General features: G+C 67.8%; 19 protein-coding genes. 9 read left to right on the top strand and 10 right to left on the bottom strand.

The genetic code is table 11. The features are described 5' to 3' along the window. Positions 1-36: 36 nt before the first annotated feature. The 4 genes from ON39_RS33705 to dnaA all read right to left on the bottom strand — a co-directional run bounded on the left by ON39_RS33705 (position 37) and on the right by dnaA (position 6300). A complete protein-coding gene (locus ON39_RS33705; RefSeq protein WP_085998309.1) occupies positions 37-597 on the bottom strand; it encodes a DUF721 family protein in 561 nt (186 codons plus the stop codon). A gap of 153 nt (positions 598-750) precedes the next feature. Beyond that, complete coding sequence (recF, locus tag ON39_RS33700) at positions 751-1932, bottom strand: DNA replication/repair protein RecF (RefSeq protein WP_040740263.1); 1182 nt, start codon at positions 1930-1932, stop codon at positions 751-753. 210 nt (positions 1933-2142) lie between these two features. Next, complete coding sequence (dnaN, locus tag ON39_RS33690; protein WP_040740260.1) at positions 2143-3318, bottom strand: DNA polymerase III subunit beta; 1176 nt, start codon at positions 3316-3318, stop codon at positions 2143-2145. A gap of 978 nt (positions 3319-4296) precedes the next feature. Then, a complete protein-coding gene (gene dnaA / locus ON39_RS33685; protein ID WP_040740259.1) occupies positions 4297-6300 on the bottom strand; it encodes a chromosomal replication initiator protein DnaA in 2004 nt (667 codons plus the stop codon). A gap of 701 nt (positions 6301-7001) precedes the next feature. Between dnaA and rpmH the strand changes: the two genes are divergently transcribed. From rpmH to ON39_RS33645, 9 genes are all read left to right on the top strand, one after another. Next, positions 7002-7145 (top strand): 50S ribosomal protein L34, encoded by a 144-nt coding sequence (gene rpmH, locus ON39_RS47705; RefSeq protein WP_005516618.1) that lies wholly within the window; start codon positions 7002-7004, stop codon positions 7143-7145. Positions 7146-7166: 21 nt separating this feature from the next. Further along, on the top strand, positions 7167-7583 hold the full coding sequence (gene rnpA, locus ON39_RS33680; RefSeq protein ID WP_040740257.1) for a ribonuclease P protein component: 417 nt from the start codon (positions 7167-7169) through the stop codon (positions 7581-7583). Next, entirely contained in the window at positions 7580-7978 is a 399-nt protein-coding gene (gene yidD / locus ON39_RS33675; RefSeq protein WP_040740255.1) for a membrane protein insertion efficiency factor YidD, read from the top strand. Before rnpA ends, yidD begins: the two co-directional genes overlap by 4 nt. Positions 7979-7982: 4 nt before the next feature. Next, positions 7983-9083: a membrane protein insertase YidC gene (yidC, locus tag ON39_RS33670; protein WP_040740254.1), complete on the top strand. Its 1101-nt coding sequence runs from the start codon at positions 7983-7985 to the stop codon at positions 9081-9083. Between the two features lie 152 nt (positions 9084-9235). Continuing rightward, the gene (locus ON39_RS33665; protein ID WP_083894850.1) at positions 9236-9742 is read left to right on the top strand and encodes a Jag family protein; all 507 of its coding nucleotides are present in this window, start codon (positions 9236-9238) and stop codon (positions 9740-9742) included. A gap of 155 nt (positions 9743-9897) precedes the next feature. Then, positions 9898-10683, top strand: a complete 786-nt coding sequence (rsmG, locus tag ON39_RS33660) for a 16S rRNA (guanine(527)-N(7))-methyltransferase RsmG (RefSeq protein WP_083894843.1) — start codon at positions 9898-9900, stop codon at positions 10681-10683. A 1058-nt stretch (positions 10684-11741) separates the two neighbouring features. Then, the gene (locus ON39_RS33655; RefSeq protein ID WP_246002919.1) at positions 11742-12698 is read left to right on the top strand and encodes a ParA family protein; all 957 of its coding nucleotides are present in this window, start codon (positions 11742-11744) and stop codon (positions 12696-12698) included. Between the two features lie 70 nt (positions 12699-12768). Further along, positions 12769-13788, top strand: coding sequence for a ParB/RepB/Spo0J family partition protein (locus ON39_RS33650; protein ID WP_040740249.1), 1020 nt, complete (start codon positions 12769-12771; stop codon positions 13786-13788). Between the two features lie 404 nt (positions 13789-14192). Then, complete coding sequence (locus ON39_RS33645; protein WP_040740248.1) at positions 14193-14927, top strand: GNAT family N-acetyltransferase; 735 nt, start codon at positions 14193-14195, stop codon at positions 14925-14927. An 84-nt stretch (positions 14928-15011) separates the two neighbouring features. Here ON39_RS33645 and ON39_RS33640 read toward each other — a convergent pair whose 3' ends face one another. The 6 genes from ON39_RS33640 to ON39_RS33615 all read right to left on the bottom strand — a co-directional run. Beyond that, complete coding sequence (locus ON39_RS33640) at positions 15012-16205, bottom strand: N-acetylmuramoyl-L-alanine amidase (protein ID WP_040740246.1); 1194 nt, start codon at positions 16203-16205, stop codon at positions 15012-15014. Between the two features lie 188 nt (positions 16206-16393). Next, positions 16394-16729: a thioredoxin gene (trxA, locus tag ON39_RS33635; protein WP_040740245.1), complete on the bottom strand. Its 336-nt coding sequence runs from the start codon at positions 16727-16729 to the stop codon at positions 16394-16396. Positions 16730-16809: 80 nt separating this feature from the next. Then, entirely contained in the window at positions 16810-17796 is a 987-nt protein-coding gene (trxB, locus tag ON39_RS33630) for a thioredoxin-disulfide reductase (protein ID WP_040740244.1), read from the bottom strand. A 150-nt stretch (positions 17797-17946) separates the two neighbouring features. After that, on the bottom strand, positions 17947-18738 hold the full coding sequence (locus tag ON39_RS46295) for an RsmA family anti-sigma factor (RefSeq protein ID WP_110293590.1): 792 nt from the start codon (positions 18736-18738) through the stop codon (positions 17947-17949). A 102-nt stretch (positions 18739-18840) separates the two neighbouring features. Then, a complete protein-coding gene (gene sigM, locus ON39_RS33620) occupies positions 18841-19401 on the bottom strand; it encodes an RNA polymerase sigma factor SigM (RefSeq protein WP_040740290.1) in 561 nt (186 codons plus the stop codon). 359 nt (positions 19402-19760) lie between these two features. Continuing rightward, positions 19761-23387 (bottom strand): lipid II flippase MurJ (locus tag ON39_RS33615; RefSeq protein WP_040740243.1); only part of this gene is annotated, 3627 nt, incomplete at its 5' end.

The following is a 23387-nucleotide window of genomic DNA, read 5'->3' as shown; positions in this document are numbered from 1 at the left end:
TGCGACTCGGCTTCGGGTTTCACGTGGAACCCCGGCCTATCCGTAGGTGTCGCGCGGACCGCGGCCGCGGATGTGCCGCTCGCCCTTGCGCCAGCTGGGCGCCGCCGGGCCGGTGATCTTCAGCGAGGTGACGATGCCGGGCCCGACCGCGGCGTTGATCTTCGCCAGGATCTGGCTCTGCAGCATGCGCAATTGCGTTGCCCACGCGGTGGATTCGGCGGCGATGCTCAGCACGTTGTCCTTGAGGGTCAACGGCGTGGCATGCGCGGCGATGTCCTCGCCGACGACGCCGGCCCAGCGGCCGAACACCATCCCCTCGGCGACTTTGGCCGACCATCCGCGACTCTTGGCGAGGGACCCGGTCAGTTTTCCGAACGGCTGCGGATCACGCGCGTCCGGCCCGGCGCCCGACCAGCCGGTGCGACGACGCGCCCCGGTCCGCACCTTGCGCTGCGGCGAGGATCGCCCCTGCCCCACGGACTTTCCGCTCGCCTTCGCCGCCGCGCGCGCCTCCTCGAGCGCCCGCCTGGCCAGATCGATACCGCGCAGTTCCGGCTCTTTTCCTGCCGGTTCGGCGCCCTGTTGATCGGTCACCAGGCTCCTCTCGTCTCGCGCGGCCAGGGGGTCACTCTACGACAGCGCACCGACAGAACGACCGCCACGCACGCGGCCGATGACGCGACAGTTCTCCACAGGTCCTGTTGATAACCATGCTTTTCTGTGCATACGTCGCAGTGCGAACGCGATTCGTCAGGAGGCAGGCTGGGCGGGTTCGGCGATGCGCGAGGTGCGGCCGTCCGGGCCGCCACTGGTCTCCACCCGCAGCGGGACGGCGGCGAGTTCGGCGGGGACGTCCTCCGGAACGGCCGCGGTGATCAGCACCTGTTCGGCGCCCGCGGCCACGGCGGCGAGGGCGGTGCGACGACGACGGTCCAGCTCGGCGAAGACGTCGTCGAGCAAGAGCACGGGCTCGGATCCGTGGGCGCGCAACAATTCGAACGCAGCCAGGCGCAGCGCGAGGGCGAAGGACCATGATTCACCGTGGCTGGCGAAGCCCTTGGCCGGCGCGTCGCCGAGGTTCAGTTCGAGTTCGTCGCGGTGCGGGCCGACCAGGCACACGCCGCGCTCGAGCTCCTTGGTCCGCGCCGCGGCGAGTTCGCGCAGCATGACGGCCTCGAGCGCCTCAGTGTCGTCGGGCCGGGGTTCCCTTGCGGGGTCGAGGAATTCGGGCGGCAGCGTCGCGCTGCGGTAAGCGATGGTGGCAGGCCGCGATTCGGGTGCGATCGCGGCGTAGGACTGAGCCAGGTACGGGTACAGGTCGTGCACCAGGCGCAGCCGGTAGGTCAGCAGCACCGACGCGTGGGTGGCCAGGTGGCCATCCCATACGTCGAGCGTGCCGAGCTCGGCCTTCGATCTGGCTTGTCGCCCAGCGGATTTCAACAACGCAGAGCGCTGCCGCAGCACGCGGTCGTAGTCGCTGCGAACGGCGGCGAGTCGCGGCAGGCGGGCTGTGCACAACTCGTCCATGAAGCGGCGACGCTCGCCCGGGTCGCCGCGGACCAGGGCGAGATCCTCCGGCGCGAACAGCACCGTCTGCAGGATGCCGAGGATTTCCCGCGGCCTGCGCGCCGGGGAGCGATTGATCTGGGCGCGGTTGGCGCTGCCCTGGTTCAGCTCGAGGTCGATCCGTAACTCGCGGCCGGTGTTGACGACCGACGCGCCGATCCTCGCCTTGTCGGCGCCGATCCTGATCAGCGGGGCGTCGGAGGCGACCCGGTGCGAGCCGAGGGTGGCGAGGTAACCGATCGCCTCGAGCAGGTTGGTCTTGCCGTTGCCGTTCGAGCCGAGGAAAACCGTTCGGCCTGGGGATAACTCGAGCTCCGCGTGTTCCCACGAGCGGAAGTCACGCAGCGAGAGTGTTCTGATGAACATCCGCTAACCGGCCCCTACCTGCGTGACTTCTGCCATACCAGGCTGTGTGCACGCCGACTGCCCGGTCGGCATCAACCCACATCGTGTGGAAGACCTGTGCATAAGTACGCCCGAGCTCGGCGGCCTCTTCACCGAAAACCACAGCCTCGCCGACGATTTCGCGGCGAACGAGGCGAGGGCCGAGCTCGGATCGCGGTCGTGCACAGGTGCTCAGCCCGGCAGCCGGACCGGCATCAGCAGGTAGGTGTACGGGCTGTCCAGCGCCGCGAACGCACCCGACTCGAGCACCTTCGGCTCGTCGTCGACGGCGGGCAGCAACACGGCGGGGCGGCTCGGCGTGGTGAACCCGAAGGTGACCCGGTCGGCGTGCAGCGCCGACAGGCCGTCGATCAGGTAGCCGGGGTTGAACGCGATGGTCAGCGACTCGCCGCGGAAGTCGGCCTCCAGCCACTCCTCGGCCCGGCCCGCGTCGTCGCCGCCCGCGGACAGTTGCAGGCCCTCTGTGGAGAACTCCAGCCGCACCTGGGCGCCGCGCTCGGCGACCAGCGCCACACGCTTGATGGCCTCGGTGAGCCCGGACACCTGAAGGGTCGCGATCGAGGTGTGTTCCTTCGGCAGCAGCTGACGGAACTTGGGGAACTCGGCGTCGAGCAGCCGGGTGGTGGTCCTGCGGCCCGCGTTCACGATGCCGAGCAGGCCGTCCGAGCCCGCGCCGGTGCCGAGCGAGAGCTGCACGGGAGCGTCGGAGGCGCCGAGCGTCTTGGCGGCCTCGGACAGCGTCCTGGCCGGGATGAGCACGGCGGTCTCGATGCCGGCGTCGGCGGGGGTCCACTCGATGTGGCGCACCGCGAGGCGGAAACGGTCGGTGGCCGCGAGCACGACCTTCGAGCCCTCGATCTCGACGCGGATGCCGGTGAGCATCGGCAGCGTGTCGTCCCGGCCCGCCGCGACGGCGACCTGGCCGACCGCGTTGGCGAACACGTCCACGCTCAGCTCGCCGGTCTGCTGCGGCACCTCGGGCAGCTGGGGATAGTCCTCGACCGGCATGGTCGGCAGGGAGAACTTCGCACTGCCGCAGGCGATCAGCACGCGGGTGCCGTCGACGGACACATCCACCGGCTTGTTCGACAGCGACTTGGTGATGTCGGCGAGCAGCCTGCCGGAGACGAGCACCTCGCCGGGGCCGGCGACCTCGGCGGCCACGCGCATCTGCGCGGAGACCTCGTAGTCGAAGCCGGAGACGGTGAGCCCGCCCTCGTCGGCGACGAGCAGCACGCCGCCGAGCACCGGGACGGGAGGCCGGGACGGGAGGCTACGCGCCACCCAGGCAACCGATTCCGCGAAGTCCTCTCGGGCGACCCGAAACTTCATGCTTGCAAGCTCCATCGCCCGATCTGTCCTCTCCCAGTTCCGTGAGCTGTTATGCGGTGGCCGGACATTCGTCCTCCAAGCCTGTCGGCTCGTTCAACGTTGGTTTCGCGAAGGGTAGTGGATCGGCCGCCATGGAAAGTGTGGCACACGCGACCGACACCAAACCGTACCCGCGACTAGGGCTGTGGCCTAGCCCGACCCGCTAGACCGACTCCCCGAGTCTCGAGTCCGAGTCGGAAGATTCGGTTCGGATCCCTTAGACGGGCACGAGAAGGCTTGGGGGCGTGAGCCATCCAGGCGCGGCCAGGTAGGGGCCTCGAGGATTCGCATCCCAGAGTCATCGACGGATCAGGTGTTCGTACGAGCGTTGCCTTCGAGTCGGCGATGCGCGTCGACTCCGGCTCGTGTCCTTGCCTGTGGACGGGAGCGGTTCGCGGCGTGACCTCTCCGACCGACTTTCCACACAGCCTGTTTTCAAGAGAGTTCTTCTAGAAGAAGAACTGAAGTAGTAGTAGGCACTGTGGAATCTGTGTACTGACGCCGAATCCGCAGCTCAGGGGGCGTGGTGCCATGGGGATGACCGCGGGGTGTCTCGAGGATGAACGCGCGGCGTCTGTGGAGTACCGAAGTTGTTCAACATCCATCCTCGAGTGCTCCTCGAGTTGTTCCACCGTTTTCCCGGGGTTGTGCACACCTGTGCACCGATGCGTGGACAACTCGAGGATTCCTCGAGGACTCCACATGTACTCCTCGAGGAATCCCCACCCCGGTGACCGAGAGCGTGCAGGTCACGGCCTGTGCGCAAGCACGCCTGGGGAAACTGGGGATGAAGCCCTGTTAGCGGACGCTGCACACCTTCATCCCCACACCTGTTAGCGAATCGGTGTACAGACCGGTGGATTCCTCGAGGACTCCACATGAATTCCTCGAGGAATCCACAGGCCGAAAAAAGCACCGCCCCAGGTCAGGGCGGTGCTTGGCTGTTAGTAAAGCTCAGCGCGAGCGCTGTTTGATTCGGGCTGTGAGTTCTTGAACCTGGTCGTAGACCCGGCGCCGCTCGGTCATCTCTTTGCGGACTTTTTTCTCCGCGTACATGACCGTGGTGTGGTCGCGGCCGAACGCCTGGCCGATCTTCGGCAGCGACAGGTCGGTCAGCTCGCGGCACAGGTACATGGCGATCTGCCTGGCTTGGGCCAGCGGCCGCGCCTTGCCCGGCCCGGTCAGCTCCTCGAGCGTGGTGTTGAAGTACTCGGCGGTGACGGCCATGATCGTGGCCGCGTTGATCTCCAGCGCGGCGGTGTCGGGCATGAGGTCGCGCAGCACCACCTCGGCCAGCGGCAGATCCAGCGGCTGACCGTTCAGCGACGCGAACGCGGTGACCCGGATCAGCGCGCCCTCCAGCTCGCGGATATTGCGCTCGACCCTGGTGGCGATCAGCTCCATCACGTCGTGCGGCACGTCGAGGCGGTCCATCCTGGCCTTCTTGCGCAGGATGGCGATGCGCGTCTCCAGCTCGGGCGGCTGCACGTCGGTGATCAGGCCCCACTCGAACCGGGTCCGCAACCGCTCCTCCAGCGTGGCGAGCTGCTTGGGCGGGCGATCGGAGGAGACCACGATCTGTTTGTTGGCGTTGTGCAGGGTGTTGAAGGTGTGGAAGAACTCCTCCTGGATGCCTTCCTTACCCTCGATGAACTGGATGTCGTCGACCAGCAGGATGTCGGTCTCGCGGTAGCGGCGTTTGAACGCCACCTTCCGGTCGTCGCGCAGGCTGTTGATGAAGTCGTTGGTGAACTCCTCGGTGGAGACGTACTTCACCCGCATGCCGGGAAACAGCCGCTGGGCGTAGTGGCCCGCCGCGTGTAGCAGGTGCGTCTTTCCCAAACCCGAAGCGCCCCAGACGAACAGCGGGTTGTAGGCGCGGGCGGGCGCCTCCGCGATGGCCACCGCGGCGGCGTGCGCGAAGCGGTTGGACGCGCCGATGACGAACGTCTCGAAGGTGTACTTCGCGTTCAGGCTGGCCGAGGAGCTCGGCGGCGCCGAGGTCTCCTGCGACTTGCTGAAGTAGGTCGGCCAGGAGTTGCGGGCGTTGACCACGGGCTCGTCGTCGCGGTCGGTGCGCGGGCCTTCGGACTCGCGGACCTCGTGGCCTGCCGCCAGGCCCTGGTCGTCGGGCTCGACCGCCTCGCGGACGGGCGCCCGGACCGGGCCGCGCATGGTCGCCGGGCCGGGGTCGGGGGTGAACAAGGATTCCTGACCCGGCGGAATCGAGTCGCGTCGTGGGGACAAGCCCTGTTCACGGCGCTGCGCGGGGGCCGGTTCGTGCCTCGGGACGGGCTGCAGTTCGGCCGGGGCGGGGAATTCGTCGCGGCCGGAGTACTCGTCGCGGGCGTAGTCCTGCCGGTCGTACTCGCCGGTGGCGTACTCCGGGGCGTACTCGGTGTCGGTGTAGTCGGATCCGCCGTTATAACTCGGCGCCGGGGCGTAGTCGGTGGACGGCGGGTAGTCATCGGACTGGGCGTAGCGCGGTTGCTGATAGTCGTCCCGGTCCTGGTACTCCCCGCTGGGGTAGCCGGCCTGGCCACGTCCGTTGTCGCGCGGACCGTTGTCCCTGGGACCGTTGTCTCGAGGTCCGCTGTCTCGCGGGCGCTCCGGCCTGCTCGTCATCCGGGCGTGCCGGGGGTTACTGCCGGAACGCTCGGCGGCCGGGGCGGCCGGCGCGGCGATGCGCACACCGAGTCCCTCCACCTGTGGACCGAGCCGCCGGGCCAGGGAGCGCAGAATGGGCTCGCGCAGATCGCGTTCGATGGCCTCCTGGGCCAACGAGGAAGGCACCGACAGCAGGGCGAACCCCTGGGCCACCGTCAGCGGCTTGACCAGCTTCAGCCAGGCCTGCTGTGCTCTGGTCACCGGCGGAATGGCGCCGTCGGATGAGCCGGTGGTCAGCTCGGCGACTACCTCGGGCCACACCGTGGCCAACACGTTCTGCTCGTCGTCCATGCAGTTTCCTCCCCGGAAGTAGGTCGATAGGAGCAGACGGCCGGGGCACGCGGGGAGGCGACGGTGACGACCGTGCTCGGGTCGGTACCGTGATCCTGCGTACGTCCGTAACCGGTTCGGACGCTGCCCGGATCCCCATTCCGGGTGGCGACATGGCACCGTCGGCCCTACGAATATGCCACTCCGGGGGTCTTTCCACACAATTATCCACAGATGTGGAGAACCCTGGGGAGTTGTGAAATACGCTCGATCGCGCCCGCGAAAACGCCCTGACCTGCGGTTGTGCAGCAACCCCTCGGCAAAGCAGGTTGCCGATGCGCCCGGGCGTGGCTAGGGGTGTGGACGAACTCACTGCGATACTCACAGGCCTGGGCAGTGATGTGCACAGCTCACGCGCGGTGACGTGCACAGCTCCGGGATCGGCGAACCGGTAACGTGCTGGTCGGGCGTTCGGGGGCGCGCGGGTGGGGCGAGTTTGACCCGTTCCGAGGCGATCAGTACCCTCGTACAGTCACCCTTTGGTGCGGTGGCGGTCCTGTGCTGGCTGGGTTGTGTCGAGACCGACGGAGCGTCGAGCCTGACCGACTGTGCGCCGAGACCGACGCGCCGATGATGACCGGACCTGCGATTCATCGCGAATACCTGTTTCACCGAACAACTTCGGGCACCGACGGTGCCCACTGACTCGAGGAGTGTTGACCGTGGCCAAGGGCAAGCGGACGTTCCAGCCGAACAACCGTCGTCGGGCGCGCGTCCACGGCTTCCGTCTCCGGATGCGTACCCGTGCGGGTCGCGCCATCGTTTCGGCGCGTCGCCGCAAGGGCCGCGCCGAACTCACTGCCTGATCCTCGCTCGCGGACGCTCGGGTGTTGCCTGAGCCGTATCGGTTGCATCATCGTGCCGACTTCTCCCGGACGGTGCGCCGCGGCCAGCGAATCGGGAGGCGAGATCTGGTCGTACACGTGCTCACCCACGGGTATGACGGAATCGTGGACGTGAATGGACGACATGGTGATCCGGCCGAGAAGCTGGTCCGCGTAGGCGGGCCACGCTTCGGGCTGATCGTCAGCAAGGCGGTGGGCAACGCGGTGATTCGACACCGTGTGGCCCGCCGCCTGCGTCATATGTGCCTAGAGATAGTTCCCGAACTGCCCGCCGACGTCGACGTCGTGATCCGCGCCCTGCCCGGCGCCGCGGCCGCCTCCTCGGAGGACCTGCTGCGCCAATTACGCACCGCCCTACGCAAACTCGGCGTCGGCGCGGCAGCGGTCGGACCGGCATGAGCCGCACCGCGCAGATCGGTCGGTTACCGGCGAACGCACTGATCTTTCTGATCGAGTTGTATCGGACCTACGTCTCCCCCACCCGCATGCCGGTGTGCCGTTTCACCCCGACCTGCAGCGAGTACGCGGTCACCGCATTGCGCACGCGCGGGCTGTTCGTCGGCCTCGGATTGGCAGCCGTGCGACTGGCCAAATGCGCGCCCTGGCACCCTGGTGGGTGGGACCCCGTTCCGGAGCGGAAGCGAAGCACCGTTCGCACCGCGGCCGGGACCGTGGCAGCCACCGATCCGGCGCCGCAGGAAGCCAACCTGCAGGCCGACCCGGTGTCGGAGCCGAACGCTTGGAAAGGATCACCGCGCGCGGTGATCGGCGATACGAACGACGGGAGTGCATAGAGCCGTGCTCGACTTCATCTATTATCCGGTGTCCTGGATCTTGTGGTTCTGGCACCGGGCGTTCGCGCTGGTGCCCGGTCTCGGAAAAGACAGCGGCATCGCCTGGGCGCTCGCCGTCGTGTTCCTGGTGTTCACGCTGCGCGTGCTGCTCTACAAGCCGTTCGTGAAGCAGGTGCGCACCACCAAGCAGATGCAGGAGCTGCAGCCCCAGATCAAGGAGCTGCAGAAGAAGTACAAGAACGATCGCCAGAAGATGGCGGTCGAGATGCAGAAGCTGCAGAAGGATCACGGCTTCAACCCGCTCATGGGCTGCCTGCCGATCCTCGCGCAGGTGCCGGTGTTCCTGGGTCTGTTCCACGTGCTGCGCTCGTTCAACCGGACCGGTCACGGGTTCGGTCAGCTCGGCCTGTCGATCGAGCAGAACGCGAACACGCCGAACTACGTCTTCAACGCCGCCGACGTTCAGTCCTTCCTGAGCGCTCGTATCTTCGGCGCGCCGATCTCGGCCTTCATCACCATCCCCGACACCGAGCTGCGGGCGTTCGCCATCGACGGCCTCGGCCTGCCGAGCAAGGTGGGCATCGCCGCCGTCGCGATCCCGCTGATGATCATCGCCGGCTTGGCGACCCACTTCAACGCGCGGGCGTCGGTGGCCAGGCAGACGCCCGAGGCGGCCGCCAACCCGCAGGCCGCGATGATGAATAAGCTCGCGCTGTGGGTGTTCCCGCTCGGCGTGCTCGTCGGTGGTCCGTTCCTGCCGATCGCCATCCTCCTGTACTGGGTTTCCAATAACATCTGGACCTACGGGCAGCAGCATCTCGTCTTCGGCCGCATGGAACGCGAAGCGGAAGAGAAGAAGCAGGCCAAGCTCGAGCAGCGCGCGCAGAACGCACCGAAACCCGGTGCGAAGCCGGTCAATACGCGCAAGAAATCGGCGGGCGACACCGTCGACGGCGCGGTCGACGCGGTGGACGCCGCGGTCGACGCGCCCCCGTCGACGAACGGGACCGGCAAGACCACCGGCAAGGCCGCCGCGCAGCGCAGGCCGGGTGGCCAGAAGCGACCGGGCAACCGAGGCCGAGCGAACCAAAAGCGCCGCCGCTGATCGCATTCCGGTGGCCGGGGTCGGCCACCACGCTGAGCAACCCCTTGATCGCGCACCGTCCGGCGGCCAGCGCACGGCGAGCGCGATGAGCAGATGAAGGAAATCAAATGACAGTTGAGACCGACGGAGGGGACGCCACAGTGGCGACGACGATGGTGAACGCCGAAACGGACGCCGACGATGTCGTGAACGATGCCGAAGAAGCCCTCATCGAAGAGGGTGAGATCGCGGGCGACTACCTCGAGCAGTTGCTCGACGTGCTGGACTTCGACGGCGACATCGACCTCGACGTCGAGGGCGACCGCGCCATCGTGAGCATCGACGGTGGGCGGGATCTGTCGAAGCTGGTGGGCCGCAACGGCGAGACGCTAGACGCGCTCCAGGAACTGACCCGGCTGGCGGTGCAGCAGGCCACCGGCGTGCGCAGCAGGCTGATGCTCGATGTGGCCGGGTGGCGCGCGAAGCGGCGGGAAGATTTGAGCGCGCTCGGCACCGCCGCCGCGCAGCGGGTGCTCGAGTCGGGTGCGCCGGAGTCGCTGTCCCCCATGACGCCGTTCGAGCGCAAGATCGTGCACGACGCCGTGGCGGCGATCGACGGAGTCAACAGCGAGAGCGAGGGCGTCGAGCCGAACCGGCACGTCGTGGTCGTTCCGTCCTGAGCGAATACCGAACCTCGTCGGGGCACGGCGTATTTCGTCACTCTGACGGGTAATGATTGGATAGGGCCTCTGGTCTTCGGATCGGGGGCCTTGTTCATGTCCGGCACCTGATTGTCCGCATGTCGCCGGTTCCTGATCGACTCGAGTTCGGAAGGATGTTTCACGTGGAACGAGATCTGGGTGAGAGCACCGCTTTGCCCGCCGAGCTGGAACCGCCGGCCGCGGCCTCGGCGGTGTTCGGCGATCGACTGGATCTCGCCCGGCGGTACTGCATGGCGCTCGCCACCGCCGGCGTGGAGCGCGGACTGATCGGGCCGCGTGAAGTCCCCCGGCTCTGGGACCGTCACATTCTCAACTGCGCGGTCGTCGGCGAACTCATCGCCGAAGGCTCATCGGTGGTCGACATCGGCAGCGGCGCGGGGCTCCCCGGAATCCCGCTCGCCCTCGCCCGCCCGGATCTCCGCATCACCCTCGTCGAGCCGCTGCTGCGTCGCACCATCTTCCTCAGCGAGTTCATCGACGCGGCCGGGCTCGAGGTCACCGTCGTGCGCGGGCGAGCGGAGCAGTCCGGCGTGCTGAAGGAGGCGGGCGGCGCGGATGTGGTCACCTCTCGCGCCGTGGCTCCGCTCGGCAAGCTCGCTCAGTGGTCCCTCCCCCTGCTACGCGACCACGGCCGCATGCTCGCCCTCAAAGGTGTGAGCGCGGCCGAGGAACTTGAGCGCGATGGCCAGGCGCTGGAACGCGCCGGCGCGGGGAACCCGATGGTTGTCGAATGCGGTGCGACCCTTGTCCCCACCCCCACTCTGGTCATCAGCGCCGAACGGCTGCCGCGCGCTGAGCGCGCGCCCCGCCGGCGGAGTGAGCACGCGATCGCGCGTCGGGAGGCCAAGGCGGCGAAGCGTGCGGGGGCTGCGTCCGTGCGGGGTCGTAAGTCGAAGTAGCGCAGGGGCGTACGTAGGTTCGCTTTGCAGTGGACTCGAAGGATGGTTCCGGCCACCCCTCCGCTGTCGAAGCAGGGCTGAACAGTTCTGGAGCGGAGCGCGCGACCGCGGACACTGGCCGCTGTTTCACATGAAACATTGCCAGCGGGGGGCGGAGTGATAGCGCTCTCTCCCTACCGGCCGACGACGTCGCAACGCGGTCCATCTCGGCGCGCGGTTGAGGACGACGCGTTGCGCAGGCGCTCGATAGGAACGCGGGCTGTCTCTAGTCGTCGCTCCCCTGACGCGATTTGACGGCTTCTGGTTTCAGCGGAGCGGACGGCGCTTCCGTTCTCCTGGTCCCCGTGAGGCCCCCCGCCTTAGCCGACTTCGATTCCACCGCTTGATGCTTCGACTGAATCGCTCGAAGCCGGATCGATTCGGTAGTGGGGCTGCTGAGCGGAACCGAAATTGCAGAGGATTGGGCACGTACGCGGTAGGGCCGCCAGGGTGCCCAGTCTCGGCGAGTGGCGGAAGTCTTGTTTCCCGTGAAACATTCGCCGACCGACGAGTATGCGGTGCTGCCGTGCGACGTAAACGTGTGAGTCAGGATCTGGGAATCGGGTGCACCCCAGACATCTCCGCATGAGGTTTCACATGAAACGTTGAGCCGTGGGGTGTTTGGGGATCAAGGGTCGCAGGCATGCTCGGAACCCCCTTCGCGGACCCGGGTTTCATGTGAAACATCGGTCGCAAACGCGGCGAAGGTGAACAGTTTCGCGTGTCCTGTGCGCGTTGCCGCGATTCAGCTTTCTTATCGCGCTCGGTGCTGGCAAGCTAGTGGGCGTCGGGCGTGAGCGTAGGTGCCACGGTGGAATTGGTGTCGCGACGAGAGCTCCGCTCGGTCGATCGGGCGCCGCGAACCCGGTTGCGCATCATGTTCGTACCGACACCAGCTGTTTGATGACACGGCGCCGACGTTCGTCGGGAGCACGTGATCTGAGTTCTCGGGTTAGGAGCTGTCTATGTCGAACGGTCCGGCGAATGTTTCACGGGAAACTACGTCGCGCGTGCCGGGAATGCTGGACTCCAGCAATTTCGACACGGAGACATTCGGAAGCACACCGTTTGGGAACATCTCCCCCAGCGAGACTCCGATCGCGGCCGAGGCACAACGCGCCAGCCAGATCCTCCATCCAGGAAAGGTGACAGTGCAGAAACCGCACGAGCAACGCATCATCACCATCGCCAATCAGAAGGGCGGCGTCGGCAAGACGACCACCGCGGTGAATCTCGCGGCCGCCCTGGCGCATCAGGGGATGACGGTCCTCGTGATCGATCTGGACCCGCAGGGCAACGCCAGCACGGCGCTCGGCATCGAGCACCACTCGGGTGTTCCGTCGAGCTACGAACTCCTCATCGGCGAGGTGTCGGTCCGCGACGCGATCCAGCAGAGCCCGCACAATGAGCGGCTGCTGTGCATCCCGGCGACCATCGATCTGGCGGGCGCGGAGATCGAACTGGTCTCGATGGTGGCCAGGGAGGGCCGGCTCAAAGCGGCCATCCAGGAGGCGAATATCGCCGGGTACGACATCGACTACGTGATGATCGACTGCCCGCCATCGCTGGGCCTGCTGACGGTCAACGCGATGGTCGCGGCCAAGGAGGTGCTGATCCCGATCCAGTGCGAGTACTACGCGCTGGAGGGTGTCGGGCAGCTGCTCCGCAATATCGGCCTGGTGCAGGCGCACCTGAATCCGGACCTGCACGTGTCGACCGTGATCCTCACGATGTACGACGGCCGGACCAAGCTGGCCGACCAGGTGGCCGAGGAGGTGCGCGGGCACTTCGGCGACGTGGTGCTGCGGTCGGTGATCCCGCGCAGTGTGAAGGTGTCGGAGGCGCCGGGCTACGGCATGACGGTGCTCGATTATGATCCAGGCTCCCGAGGCGCGATGAGCTACCTCGATGCCGGGCGTGAAATGGCGGCCAAGGCAACGGCGCTCGCACACGCCGCGGCCGAAGCCGCGGAGTGATCTGGCTGGATGAGTGCCGGGTCGGCGAGACCCGGTGTGGTGGCGGAACGAGGAAGGGGTCTGTGGACCGATGAGTCAGGCGAAGAAGGGTGGGCTAGGACGCGGTCTCGCCGCGTTGATCCCGACGGGACCGGCGGATGCGCCGGGGCTCAGCAGTCAGGCGGCCAGCGTCATCGGTCTGGATCCGATCGGGCCGCAGCCCGCATCGGCCTACCTGCACCGGGTTCCGGACCCCACGGACGACGACCTCTCCGTCGGCGGCGCGGTGTACCGCGAGATTCCGCCGGACCAGATCGAGCCGAACCCGAAGCAGCCGCGTCAGGTGTTCGAGGCCGAGGCGCTGGACGAGCTGGTGCACTCGATCAAGGAATTCGGCCTGATGCAGCCGATCGTGGTGCGCCGGGTCGAGCCGGGGGTCGACAAGTATCAGCTCGTCATGGGCGAGCGGCGGTGGCGCGCTTCGCAACTCGCCGGGCTCGCGGCGATCCCCGCGATAGTTCGGGACACCGCCGACGAGTCGATGCTGCGCGATGCGCTGCTGGAGAACATCCACCGGGTGCAGCTCAATCCGCTGGAAGAGGCGGCGGCCTATCAGCAGCTGCTGGAGGAGTTCGGCGTCACGCATGAGGTGCTCGCCGATCGCATCGGTCGTTCGCGGTCCGCGGTGACCAACATGATCCGTCTGCTGAAGCTGCCGATCTCGGTGCAGCGGCGGGTGGCGGCGGGTGTGTTGTCGGCCGGACACGCGCGCGCACTGCTGGGATTGACCGGCGGCGCCGAGGCGCAGGAGGAGTTGGCCAAGCGCGTTGTCGCCGAGGGGCTATCGGTGCGCAGCACGGAGGAGGCGGTGATCCTGGCGAACCAGGAGTCCGCTCCGCCCACGGACCCGGCGGCTCCCCCGGCTCCGCAGCGCAAGCCGATCCACATGCCGGGGTTGCAAGATGTGGCCGACAGACTGTCCGGATCGTTCGATACCCGAGTCATCGTGAGCATGGGTAAGCGAAAAGGCCGGATCGTCGTCGAGTTCGGCTCGGTGGATGATCTGGAGCGGATCGTCGGCCTGATGGAGCAGAGCAAGCGCGGTTTGTGACGGAAGTGACAAAAGTAAACTTGTGAAGGCGACAGGCACGACCCCGGGGCTGAAACGTCACAGTGACGGACGCGCGATTCCCGCGAATCAGCGGAGCGCATGATCTCCCCGGACGGGCCGGCACGAGTTCTCAATCAACAGCACAGCGACGTGGAATGAGGCGGGTTCTCTTGATCGCTTATTCTTGCTGGCAAGAACATAGTGATGCGGTGTGAGCGAGCGCAGCGAGCGGACCATGGGCGCAGCCGAGTACTACTCGGTCGCGCCGAAGCCGAGCTTCAGCGAGGTGCAATCATGAGCGAGCGAACCGCAGGCCATGGCGCCCCGTGCGGGCCCGTGCCGAGCGCAGGCGAGGCACGGACATGAGTGTGGACGAATCGGACAGCTGGAGGCTGAGCAGAGCAGTGTCGACCAGCGTCACAGCACTTACCCTCGGCGGGCTAGACAAGCTCCCCGCGCACTCTCGGCGCTGCGTGTTCTGGGAGATGGACCCCGCCGTCGCCGAGGACTCCCGCGGCTTCAGCGATCCGGTCTTCGAAAAGGAGGCCTGGCTCTCCACGGTGCTGCTGGAGTGGGGCTCCTGCGGGCAGGTGGCGAACGTCGACGGCAATGTGGCGGGGTGTGCGCTGTATTCGCCGCCGAGCACCGTGCCGCGCGCGTCGCTGTTCCCCACCTCACCGGTGAGCCCGGACGCGGTCCTGCTGACCACGCTGCAGGCCGAATTTCCTTACCAGGACAACGAGGTTGCCCACCAGCTGATGCAGGCCGTGGTGGCCGATCTGGTGCGTCGTGGCGTGCGCGCGCTCGAGGCGTTCGGGATCCGTTCCGATCCGCCCTCCCAAGCCCTTTCGGAGCGCTTCGGCTCGATGACGTTGATGGAGCGGATCATCTCGCCGACCAAGAACCCCGGCGCCGACGCGCCCGGTTCGGCGACCGAGTGCTCGCCGGAGACCTGCATGATCGAGGCCGACTTCCTGGAGGAGGTCGGGTTCAAGGTGATCGCACCGCACCATAGGTTCCCGCGGCTGCGCCTGGAGCTCGACTCCGATCACGGGTGGAAGGAAGACGTGGAGCGTGCGCTGGATCAACTGCTCGCGGCCGCGGCGATGACTCCCCCGGCGCGGGTCGGGGTTCGCTGAGTCGGCTTGTCCAGGTCTGCGGATGCCGCCGACGATGACGTCGGCGGCAGGCGAGCTCGAATCTCCAGTCGAACAGATGCAGCGCTACATACGGTCGGCGGCGGCGAGTTCCTCCGCCAGCAGTTCCGCGAAAGTGTATGTGCCCGTGGGCTGGTCGTCCTGCCCGAGCAGGTACAGCCGCTTGACCGAGATCAGGATGGCCTCGGCGATCACGTCCCGCATCCGCGGGTTGGTGAGCACGGCGGCGTCGTAATCGTTTGTCAGATAACCGATGTCGATCTGCACGGTCGGCATCTTGGTGAGCCGCAACAGATCCCAGGTTCTCGCGTGCGTGCGGCAGTCCTGTAGCGAGGTGCGCGCGACGACCTCGCGCTGGATGAAGCCGGCCAGCACCTGGCCGATCATCGATGCCGAGCCGTGCGAGTTGCCGAAGTAGAAGCCTGCGACGCCGTTGGCGAGCGGGCTCGGGTTGGTCGCGCAGCGCAGCGAGATCATCAGGTCGGCGTCGAAGGCGTTGGAGGTGTCGGCGCGCTCGGCGTCGGTCGGGTTGGCGCCCCATGGGCGCGAGAGGAAGGTCTCCATGCCGGTGGCGGCCATCCGGCCCTCGAGCCGACTTGCCAAGTCCCACAGGATCTCCGACTCGTACACGTCGCCGAACTCGGTCGGCACGGGGTGCCCCTTGTCGGGGCCGCCGAGACCGGGATCGATGACGATGCGCTTGCCGGTCAGCTGCGGCCCGGCCCGGTGCACCACCTCCTCCTCGGCGATGCGGTGCGGGTTGCCGCCGGTGACGCGCGCCCCGAGCAGGTCGAGCGAGCGCAGGGTGTCCGGCCCGCAGATGCCGTCGGCGGAGAGGCCGATCTCCCGCTGGAAGGAGGTGAGCCCCTCGTGCGTGTGCGGGCCGAAGTAGCCGTCGACGCGGTGCACGTAGAAGCCGAGGTCCTGCAGCTTGCGCTGCAGCGTCGCGACATCGTCGCCGTACAGCGGCGCGGAGAGCTGATAGATCAGGGTGCGCGCGCCGAGCCGGTAGGAGGCCTCTTTCAGCGCCCGATAGGTGGCCGGGCCGACCACGCCGTCGACGAGCAGTCCGCGATGCTGCTGGAACGCGCGGACGGCCGAGTCGAGTCGGTGGTCGAAGGTGGCCTCGGTGTCTTTCCAATACTCGCGCGCGTCGGCGTGATCGGTATCGACGTGTGCGTGTAAGAACCCGAGACTTGCCAGGGTGCTCCGAACCTCTGCTACGGCTGGACCGCTATCGCCGTGACGAAGTCGGTGCATGCGTGAGAGCCCTTTCCTTCCGTCAATCCGGGTACCCACTCATGCGATGGGATACACCTTCGCACGACCGGCGTCGGTCGATTGTCTCAGACCCGGACGGGAATTCGGCATTCCCGGGTCCAGGCATCCTACGGCGCGTCGATCGATCTCGACGTCCTTTGGTGCCCATGGCATCAGCGCGACAGGTGTCAGATCTCGCCGTCGAGTTCCCGCAGGAGGGCGGCTTTGCCCTTCGCGCCGACGATCTGCTTCACCGGCTTACCGCCGCGGAACAGCATCATAGTTGGCAGCGAGAGGATCTTGTAATCGCGGGCGGTCTCGGGATTCGCGTCGACGTCGACCTTCGCGACGGTGAGCTTGTCCGCGTGGGTGCCCGCGATCTCCTCCAGCACCGGGGCGACCATCTTGCAGGGGCCGCACCAGGTGGCCCAGAAGTCGACGAGGACGGGCTTCTCGCTGAGCAGCACGTTGTCGGCGAAGGTCGCGTCGGTGACGGTGATCGTGTTCTTGGCACTGTCGGACATGGGTTCTCCTTGCTGAATTGCTGGGCCCGCGAATGGATCGCGGGCCCGTGACCCGTCGCACGCGACGGGATGTGACGAACTCAGTTGGCGGTCACGGCGACCGAGTGGCCCGCGTGATCCAAGGTGTTGGAGCTGATGTCGCCCTGCTCGGCGAGCCAGCGTTCGGCGTCGATGGCCGCGCGGCAGCCGGTGCCCGCCGCGGTGATCGCCTGGCGGTAGGTGTGGTCGACCAGGTCGCCCGCGGCGAAGACGCCGGGCACCTTGGTCGCGGTCGACGGATGCACCACCTGGACGTAGCCCTCGTCGTCCAGCTCGACCTGGTCGCGGACCAGTTCGCTGCGCGGATCGTGGCCGATGGCGACGAACAGACCGGTCGCGGCCAGCTCGGAGGTCTCCCCCGTCCGGGTGTCGCGCAGCACCAGGCTGGTCACGCTGCTGTCGCCCTTGACCTCGACGACCTCGGCGTTGAGCCGGAACTTGATCTTCTCGTTGGCCTTGGCCCGCTCGAGCATGATGCGCGAGGCCCGGAACTCCTCGCGGCGGTGCACGATGGTGACGCTGGCGGCGAACTTGGTGAGGAACGTGGCCTCCTCCATCGCGGAGTCGCCGCCGCCGACCACGACGATGTCCTGGTTCTTGAAGAAGAAGCCGTCGCAGGTGGCACAGGCGCTGACGCCGCGGCCGAGCAGTCGCTGCTCACCGGGCACGTCGAGGTAGCGGGCGGCCGAGCCCATGGCGAGGATCACGGCGTAGGCCTGGTAGGTCTCGTCGCCGACGGTGACCGTCTTGATCGGGCCGCTGAGGTCGAGGGCGTCCACGTCCTCGGTGCGGATGTCGGCCCCGAAGCGCTTGGCCTGCTCGCGCATCTCCTCCATCAGGTCGGGGCCCATGATGCCCTCGCGGAAGCCGGGGAAGTTCTCCACCTCGGTGGTCGTCATCAGGGCGCCGCCGAACTGGGTGCCTTCGAACACCAGTGGCTGGAGCTCGGCCCTGGCCGCGTACACGGCGGCCGTGTAGCCGGCGGGTCCGGAGCCGACGATGATCAGGTCGCGAACTGGCGCACTCATGAGGCCCTTCCGGGGAGAAATCAACTGGACGTCTCGGTCAACAACAGGGTAATGGCTATTGTTCCTGGCGCTGCTGGGCCCCGTGTGGGGCTCGCTCCCCCACCGTCAGGTTCGTGCCGGGCGCGTCGGAACCGTTGTAACGTGGGTCACTCAGCCGATGTCCTGCACCGTGAGGCGTTGCGGATCCGCTGTGGTGCAGCCGGTTCCGACGACCAGCGCGGTGATCTTCGGTGAGCGCGGGCCGGTGAGCAGGATCAGCACCGCGTCCCGGTCCTGGTAGCGAATGTTGTTGGAGCCGAGGATGGTTCGGTCGAGTCCGTTGGCGCGCACGCAGCGTTCCCTGGCGGCCGGGTTGCTGAGCAGGCCGGTGGCGTCGTTGCGGCCGAGGGCGCTGAGCATCGCGGGGGCGTTGAGCTCGTCGCCGAATTGGGCGACGTCCGAGGTCGGTTGGGCGACGGGGGCGGAGTCGGTGCCGCGGACCGCGGTGAGCGCGATCGACGCGCACGCGACGACCGCCACCGCGGCGGCAGCGGCGGTGAGGTAGCGCAGCCTGCCGCGGCGGCGATCGTCGAGCGAGATCGGGGCGGCAGGCGGCTTGGAAACCGCGGTGCCCTCGGCGTTTTCGGGCTGTGCGAACACCGGCAGCTGATAGATGGTCGCGCCGGCCTCGGTGGGCTCCTCGTTCAGGTCGAAACCGTCGACGAACTCTTCCAGGCGGGCGGCGATGTCGTCGGGCATCGCGTGGATGATCCGGTCGCTGCGGCCGAGGGCGCGCAGTTCGGCGCTGACATCGTCCAGGGCGTGGACGAAACGCAGTGCGTCGCCGTCTCGCCGGACCGCGGGCCACAGTTGCTCGCGCAGTTCGGGCGACACGTTGTCGGCGTGCAGGTCGGCCAGCAGCTCCGCGGAGAACGGAGGCTGCGGCACGGACCTGGTTGCCATCGCACCTCCAGTGTTCTCATCTGACATCGCGGGATCCCCTCGAGGGGTGGGGACTGCATGGATATCGTCTACGGGCTCGTCACTATTAATGACGCATCTCAACTACCTCCGGTTCCCCGGATCACGCAGAAATTCCAATCGTTCTTGCAGTCGTTGCCGCCCGCGGGCACAGCGGCTTTTGATCGTGCCCTCCGGAACTCCGAGCATAGCGGCGGCTTCGGCCACGCTATACCCCTCGAGATCGATGGCAACGAGGGCGGTCCGCTGATCGGGCGGCAGGGAGAACAGCGCCTGGTCGACGACCAGCGACATCTCCAGTTCCGCGACCGCGTCGCGGTCGTCGCGCGGCTCGGCCATCGTCTCCGGCGTGAGCGAGACGGTCTTGCGAATCTTGTTGCGCCGGATGCGGTCCAGGCAGGCGTTCACCACGATCGCGTGCAGCCAGCTGCGCACCTCGGCCTCGCCGCGGAACTTGGCGGCCGTGCGGTGCGCCGAGAGGAGCGCGTCCTGCAGCGAGTCGGCGGCGTCTTCTCTCGTATAGGACGTGCGCAGCGCGGTCTGCCACAGATGGTCGTTGTGCCTGCGCAGCAGCTCGGCGAACGCGTGCCGCTGGCCGCGCACGTGCGCCTGCAGCAGCTCCAGATCGGTGGGATCCTCGCCCACGAACGAGCGTTCGCGGTACGCGACAGGCCGCGATGTCCCCCCGCGGAAATCCTCGTTCAGTTCCGACGACAATGCCAACCCCTTGGACAGCGCTCACGGTGGCGACGGACATGGACGACCGTCACCGAAATTTCGCAGCATCCAGGATCGAAAAAACCAGAACCCGGGAAGCTCCCCTGCTGAGAGCGCGAGGAGATCATATCGTCACTCGCGATCGCGCAGCAAGCTCCGCCGCCGGTGCGCGGAGGCGGGCCGAAATCGGGCGCGCGGCACGGGGATTGGCGGCTTCGGGCAGGTGAGAGGGTCGGGGTCGGCCCGTACCCGGCGAGCCATCGATGAGCTCGCGAGATCACATCGCGCTAAGGCGCGGCGTCGAAACGGATATCGGCAATCGAGGTTTGGAACTGACCACCGGAGTTGCCGAGTCCGGTGATCCAGACGAGCACGTAGCGAGCGGCTTGATCGGCGCGGACCGGGATGTCGGTGATCCCGTCGCCCAGCTTGCCCGAGCCGATCAGCTGGGTCTGGTCCAGCGTGGGCGACGCGGTGGGCGAGGTGCGGATCTCCACCGCGGTACCCGGGCTCGGCGAGTTGATCGAGACGTTCGTCAGCTTGGCCGGGCTCGGCAGCGTCGTCAGCAGGCCGACCCCGCGCTTGAGCGCCGGGAACTGCTGGTAGTACTGATCGGTGCGCCACTGCGTGGCGGGATTCTGATCGAGCACCGCGTTCACGTTGCCGACGCCGTCGGGGGTGCCCTCCGGCGAGAACACCGTCACGCCCGTCACCGGAACCGGCACGCCGCCCGAGGCGACGGTCGGCCCGGCGGCGCCCGGGGTCGCCGGAGCGCTGTTGTTCGTGGTGAGGCCGATATTGCGCTGCTCGTTGAGCGGCGCGTCCGAGGCACCGGGCGCGAACACGCTGACCATCCACCAGATCACGACGCCGACCACCAGCGCGGCCAGCACGCCGAGGCCCACCATGATCCACATCATGCGGTGGGACCGTTCCCGTTCGGCCGCAAGCAGTTCCGGGTCGGCCAGCGACTCGTCGGGGGCCGCCTGCGGACGCTGACCGAGCCGCAGCACCGGGATGAAGTCGGTCTTCTGGTCGACCACCGACGCCTGCTCGAGCACGTGCTGCACGGTCGCCGCGGTGCGCACACCCTTGTTCGACTCCAGCGACCGCACCGCGACCGCCGAGATCTCGAAGGGCACCTCGGGCCTGATCTGGCGCGGCTCCACCGGCGTGCCGTCCGGGCCGAAATCGGCGAGCCGCAATCCTCCGACAGTCGCGGCGGTGCCGGTGACGCCACCGGAGCGAATGGGCCAGCGGGCGGTGATGAGCGCGTAGAGCATGGCGCCGAGGCCGCGCACGTCGGACTGCGCGTCCGAGTCGGACAGCGTGCCGGGGAAGGCGAGCACCGCGTCGCCGGTCGCGCTGATGCGCACCCGGTCCGGGTGGTCGATGGACAGCGATCCGCCGCCGCGGTGGGCCAGTTCGGCGGCCGAGGCCAGCGCGCGGATGGCGCGGGCGGCGCCGATCGGCGACGGCACCGTCTCGGCCATCTCGCGCAGCGAGCGACCCGGCGTCCACTCGGCGACCACGATGCCGCCGGAGCTGCCGCGCACCACGTCGAGCACGCGGGCCAGGCCCGGCGAGTTGATCCGCCCGAGACGCAGCGTGCGGGACAGAATGGCCTGCGGCCCATCGTGTCCGGAGTTATCACTCGCCTTCTGGTCGGCGTCGACGAACGTCAGCGCGACCTCGCGGTCGAGCTTGATGTCGAGCGCCTGCCAGAACTTGAGGCCGCGCGCCCCGCCGTGGCCGGCCAGCAGGCGGTAACGGCCGCCGGCCACCGACGCGCCGGGAATCAGCTTCGGTCCGCGCGGCGTGCGGCGCGAGCCGAGGTTCTCGCCGCCGAGCGGCGGCATCTCGGGCGATCCGATCGGGATCATCCCGGTGTCGTACATCGGATCGCGGGCGGGCACGGGGCCCTGACGATCCTGCGGTCCCTGCTGTGTCCCGTCCTGACCAGGCGCGACCGCGTCGGAATCCGGTGGGCCGGTGCCGGTCTCGCGGTTCGCGTACGCGGGATCCGCCGGCTCGCCACCGGGCGGCGGAGCGTCCGTCGACAGCCCGCCCGCCGTGGTCGCAGAAGAATCAGCGGCCGGGACGCCGCCCACCGCGTCGTCGCTCACCCTCGGTCCTCCTTCGCCCTGGTATGTCGAGGTTCCGGCGATTTCGCCACTTGTGCTTCTCTGCCGAACAGGGTACGGGAACTCGCCCATGCCGGTGATGTCAACGGCATCGGCTCGGATCACGGGCAGGACCATGGTTTGCGCGTCCATGTACGGGTCGTACCCAGAGTAGGCCACATAGGGGCCTGGCCTGCGCAGTACCTGAGTCGCATAGGGATCGTCGACCGGGCCTTCGAGATCGAGATCGGGCGCGGGCGGCGTCCAGCCGAGGCGCCGGGAGATCGCGACGGTGATCGCGACGACCTCCGGGATACCGGCCAGGCGCATCAGCCCGAACGCCACCGCGAACATGACGATCGCCGTGATCGCGACGCGGATGAGCGAGCCCGGCCCGCCGAAGGTCGCGGTCAGGCGGTCGAGTCCGAGCACGCGATCCACGATCCACATGACCGCGCCGCCGGCCACCGACGCGAACAGCACGCGGGTGATCGTCCTGCTCACGTTCGACATGCGCAGATCGCCCAGGCTGCGATGCAGCAGGAAGCCGCCGACCACCGCGCCGACCGCGAAGCCGAGGCCGTTCGCGACGCCGAGCGCGATCACCACGTGCTCGGCGTCGGTGACCATCGGCGCGATCGCCGAGAACAGGATCTTGGCGGCGGTGATCCCCAGGATGATCCAGGTCGGGATCCAGGCTTGCTCCCTGGCGTAGAACACGCGCAGATGAATAAGGACCAGCGCGTAGGGAATCAGCGAGAAGGCCGACCAGCTGACCGCGAGGCCCAGGCGGGAGGCGTCGTCGCCGCCGAAGTTGCCGTAGCCGTAAAGCGCCTGCCCCACTTGCGGACCGGCCAGGGTAAGGAAGGTGACCACCGGCAGCAGGGCGATCATGGTCAGCCGGGTCGCGGCGGACAGATCGTCGACCACCGCCGGGGTGTCGTCGGCGGCGGCGTTGCGGCTCAGCCGCGGCATGATCGCGGTCAGCACGGTCACGCCGAGCACGCCGTAGGGCAGTTGCAGCAGCAGCCACGCGTTGTTGTAGATCGCCGGGCCCGCGGCGTCGGCGTGCGAGGAGATGCGCGTGGCGAAGACGAACCCGGCCTGGCTGATCAGGACGTAGAGGATGATGGCCGCGCCCATGCCGCCGAACTGCTTGAGCCGCGCGTCGACTCCCCAGAGCGGGCGCAGGTCGATGTGCTCGCGGCGGATGGCCGGTACCAGGCTCAGCGCCTGCACGACCACACCGAGCGTCACGCCGCCGCCGAGCACCAGCAGTTTCGGCTCGCCCATTCGAACCGGGTTCAGGCTGATCTCCCCCGGCATCAGCACATAGAGACCGAGCACGGTGAGCACCACGAGGTTGTTCAGCACCGGCGCCCACGCACCGGGTTTGAACTGCTGGCGCGTGTTCAGGATGGCCGTCAGCAGCGCGGACATGCCGTAGAAGAGGATCGCGGGCAACAGCAGGAACGCCAGGGCGGTGGTCAGCCCGGTGTTGACCTTGCCGTCGTCGGACAGGAAGACATAGGTCGTCAGCAGCGGCGCGGCGGCGGTGGCCAGCAGCGCGGCGGTGGCGAGCACGACGAACGCGGCCGTGACTAGTCGCCGGACGAAGGCCTCCCCGTGGTCGGGGTCCTCTTGTTCCGCGCGCACCAGCGTCGGCACCACGATCGCGGTGAGCACCGCGCCGAGCACGAGCTCGGCGATCATGTTCGGGATCTGGCTGGCCACGGTGAACGCGGAGGCGATGGCGGGGCCGAGCACGGTGAGCAGCAGCAGCTGTTTGCC

The organism is Nocardia tenerifensis NBRC 101015, assembly GCF_000308715.1.
In the GTDB taxonomy this organism is placed as follows: Bacteria; Actinomycetota; Actinomycetes; order Mycobacteriales; family Mycobacteriaceae; genus Nocardia; species Nocardia tenerifensis.
Note: the sequence above shows the minus strand (reverse complement) of the source record. Positions and strands in the feature narration are given on the sequence as shown.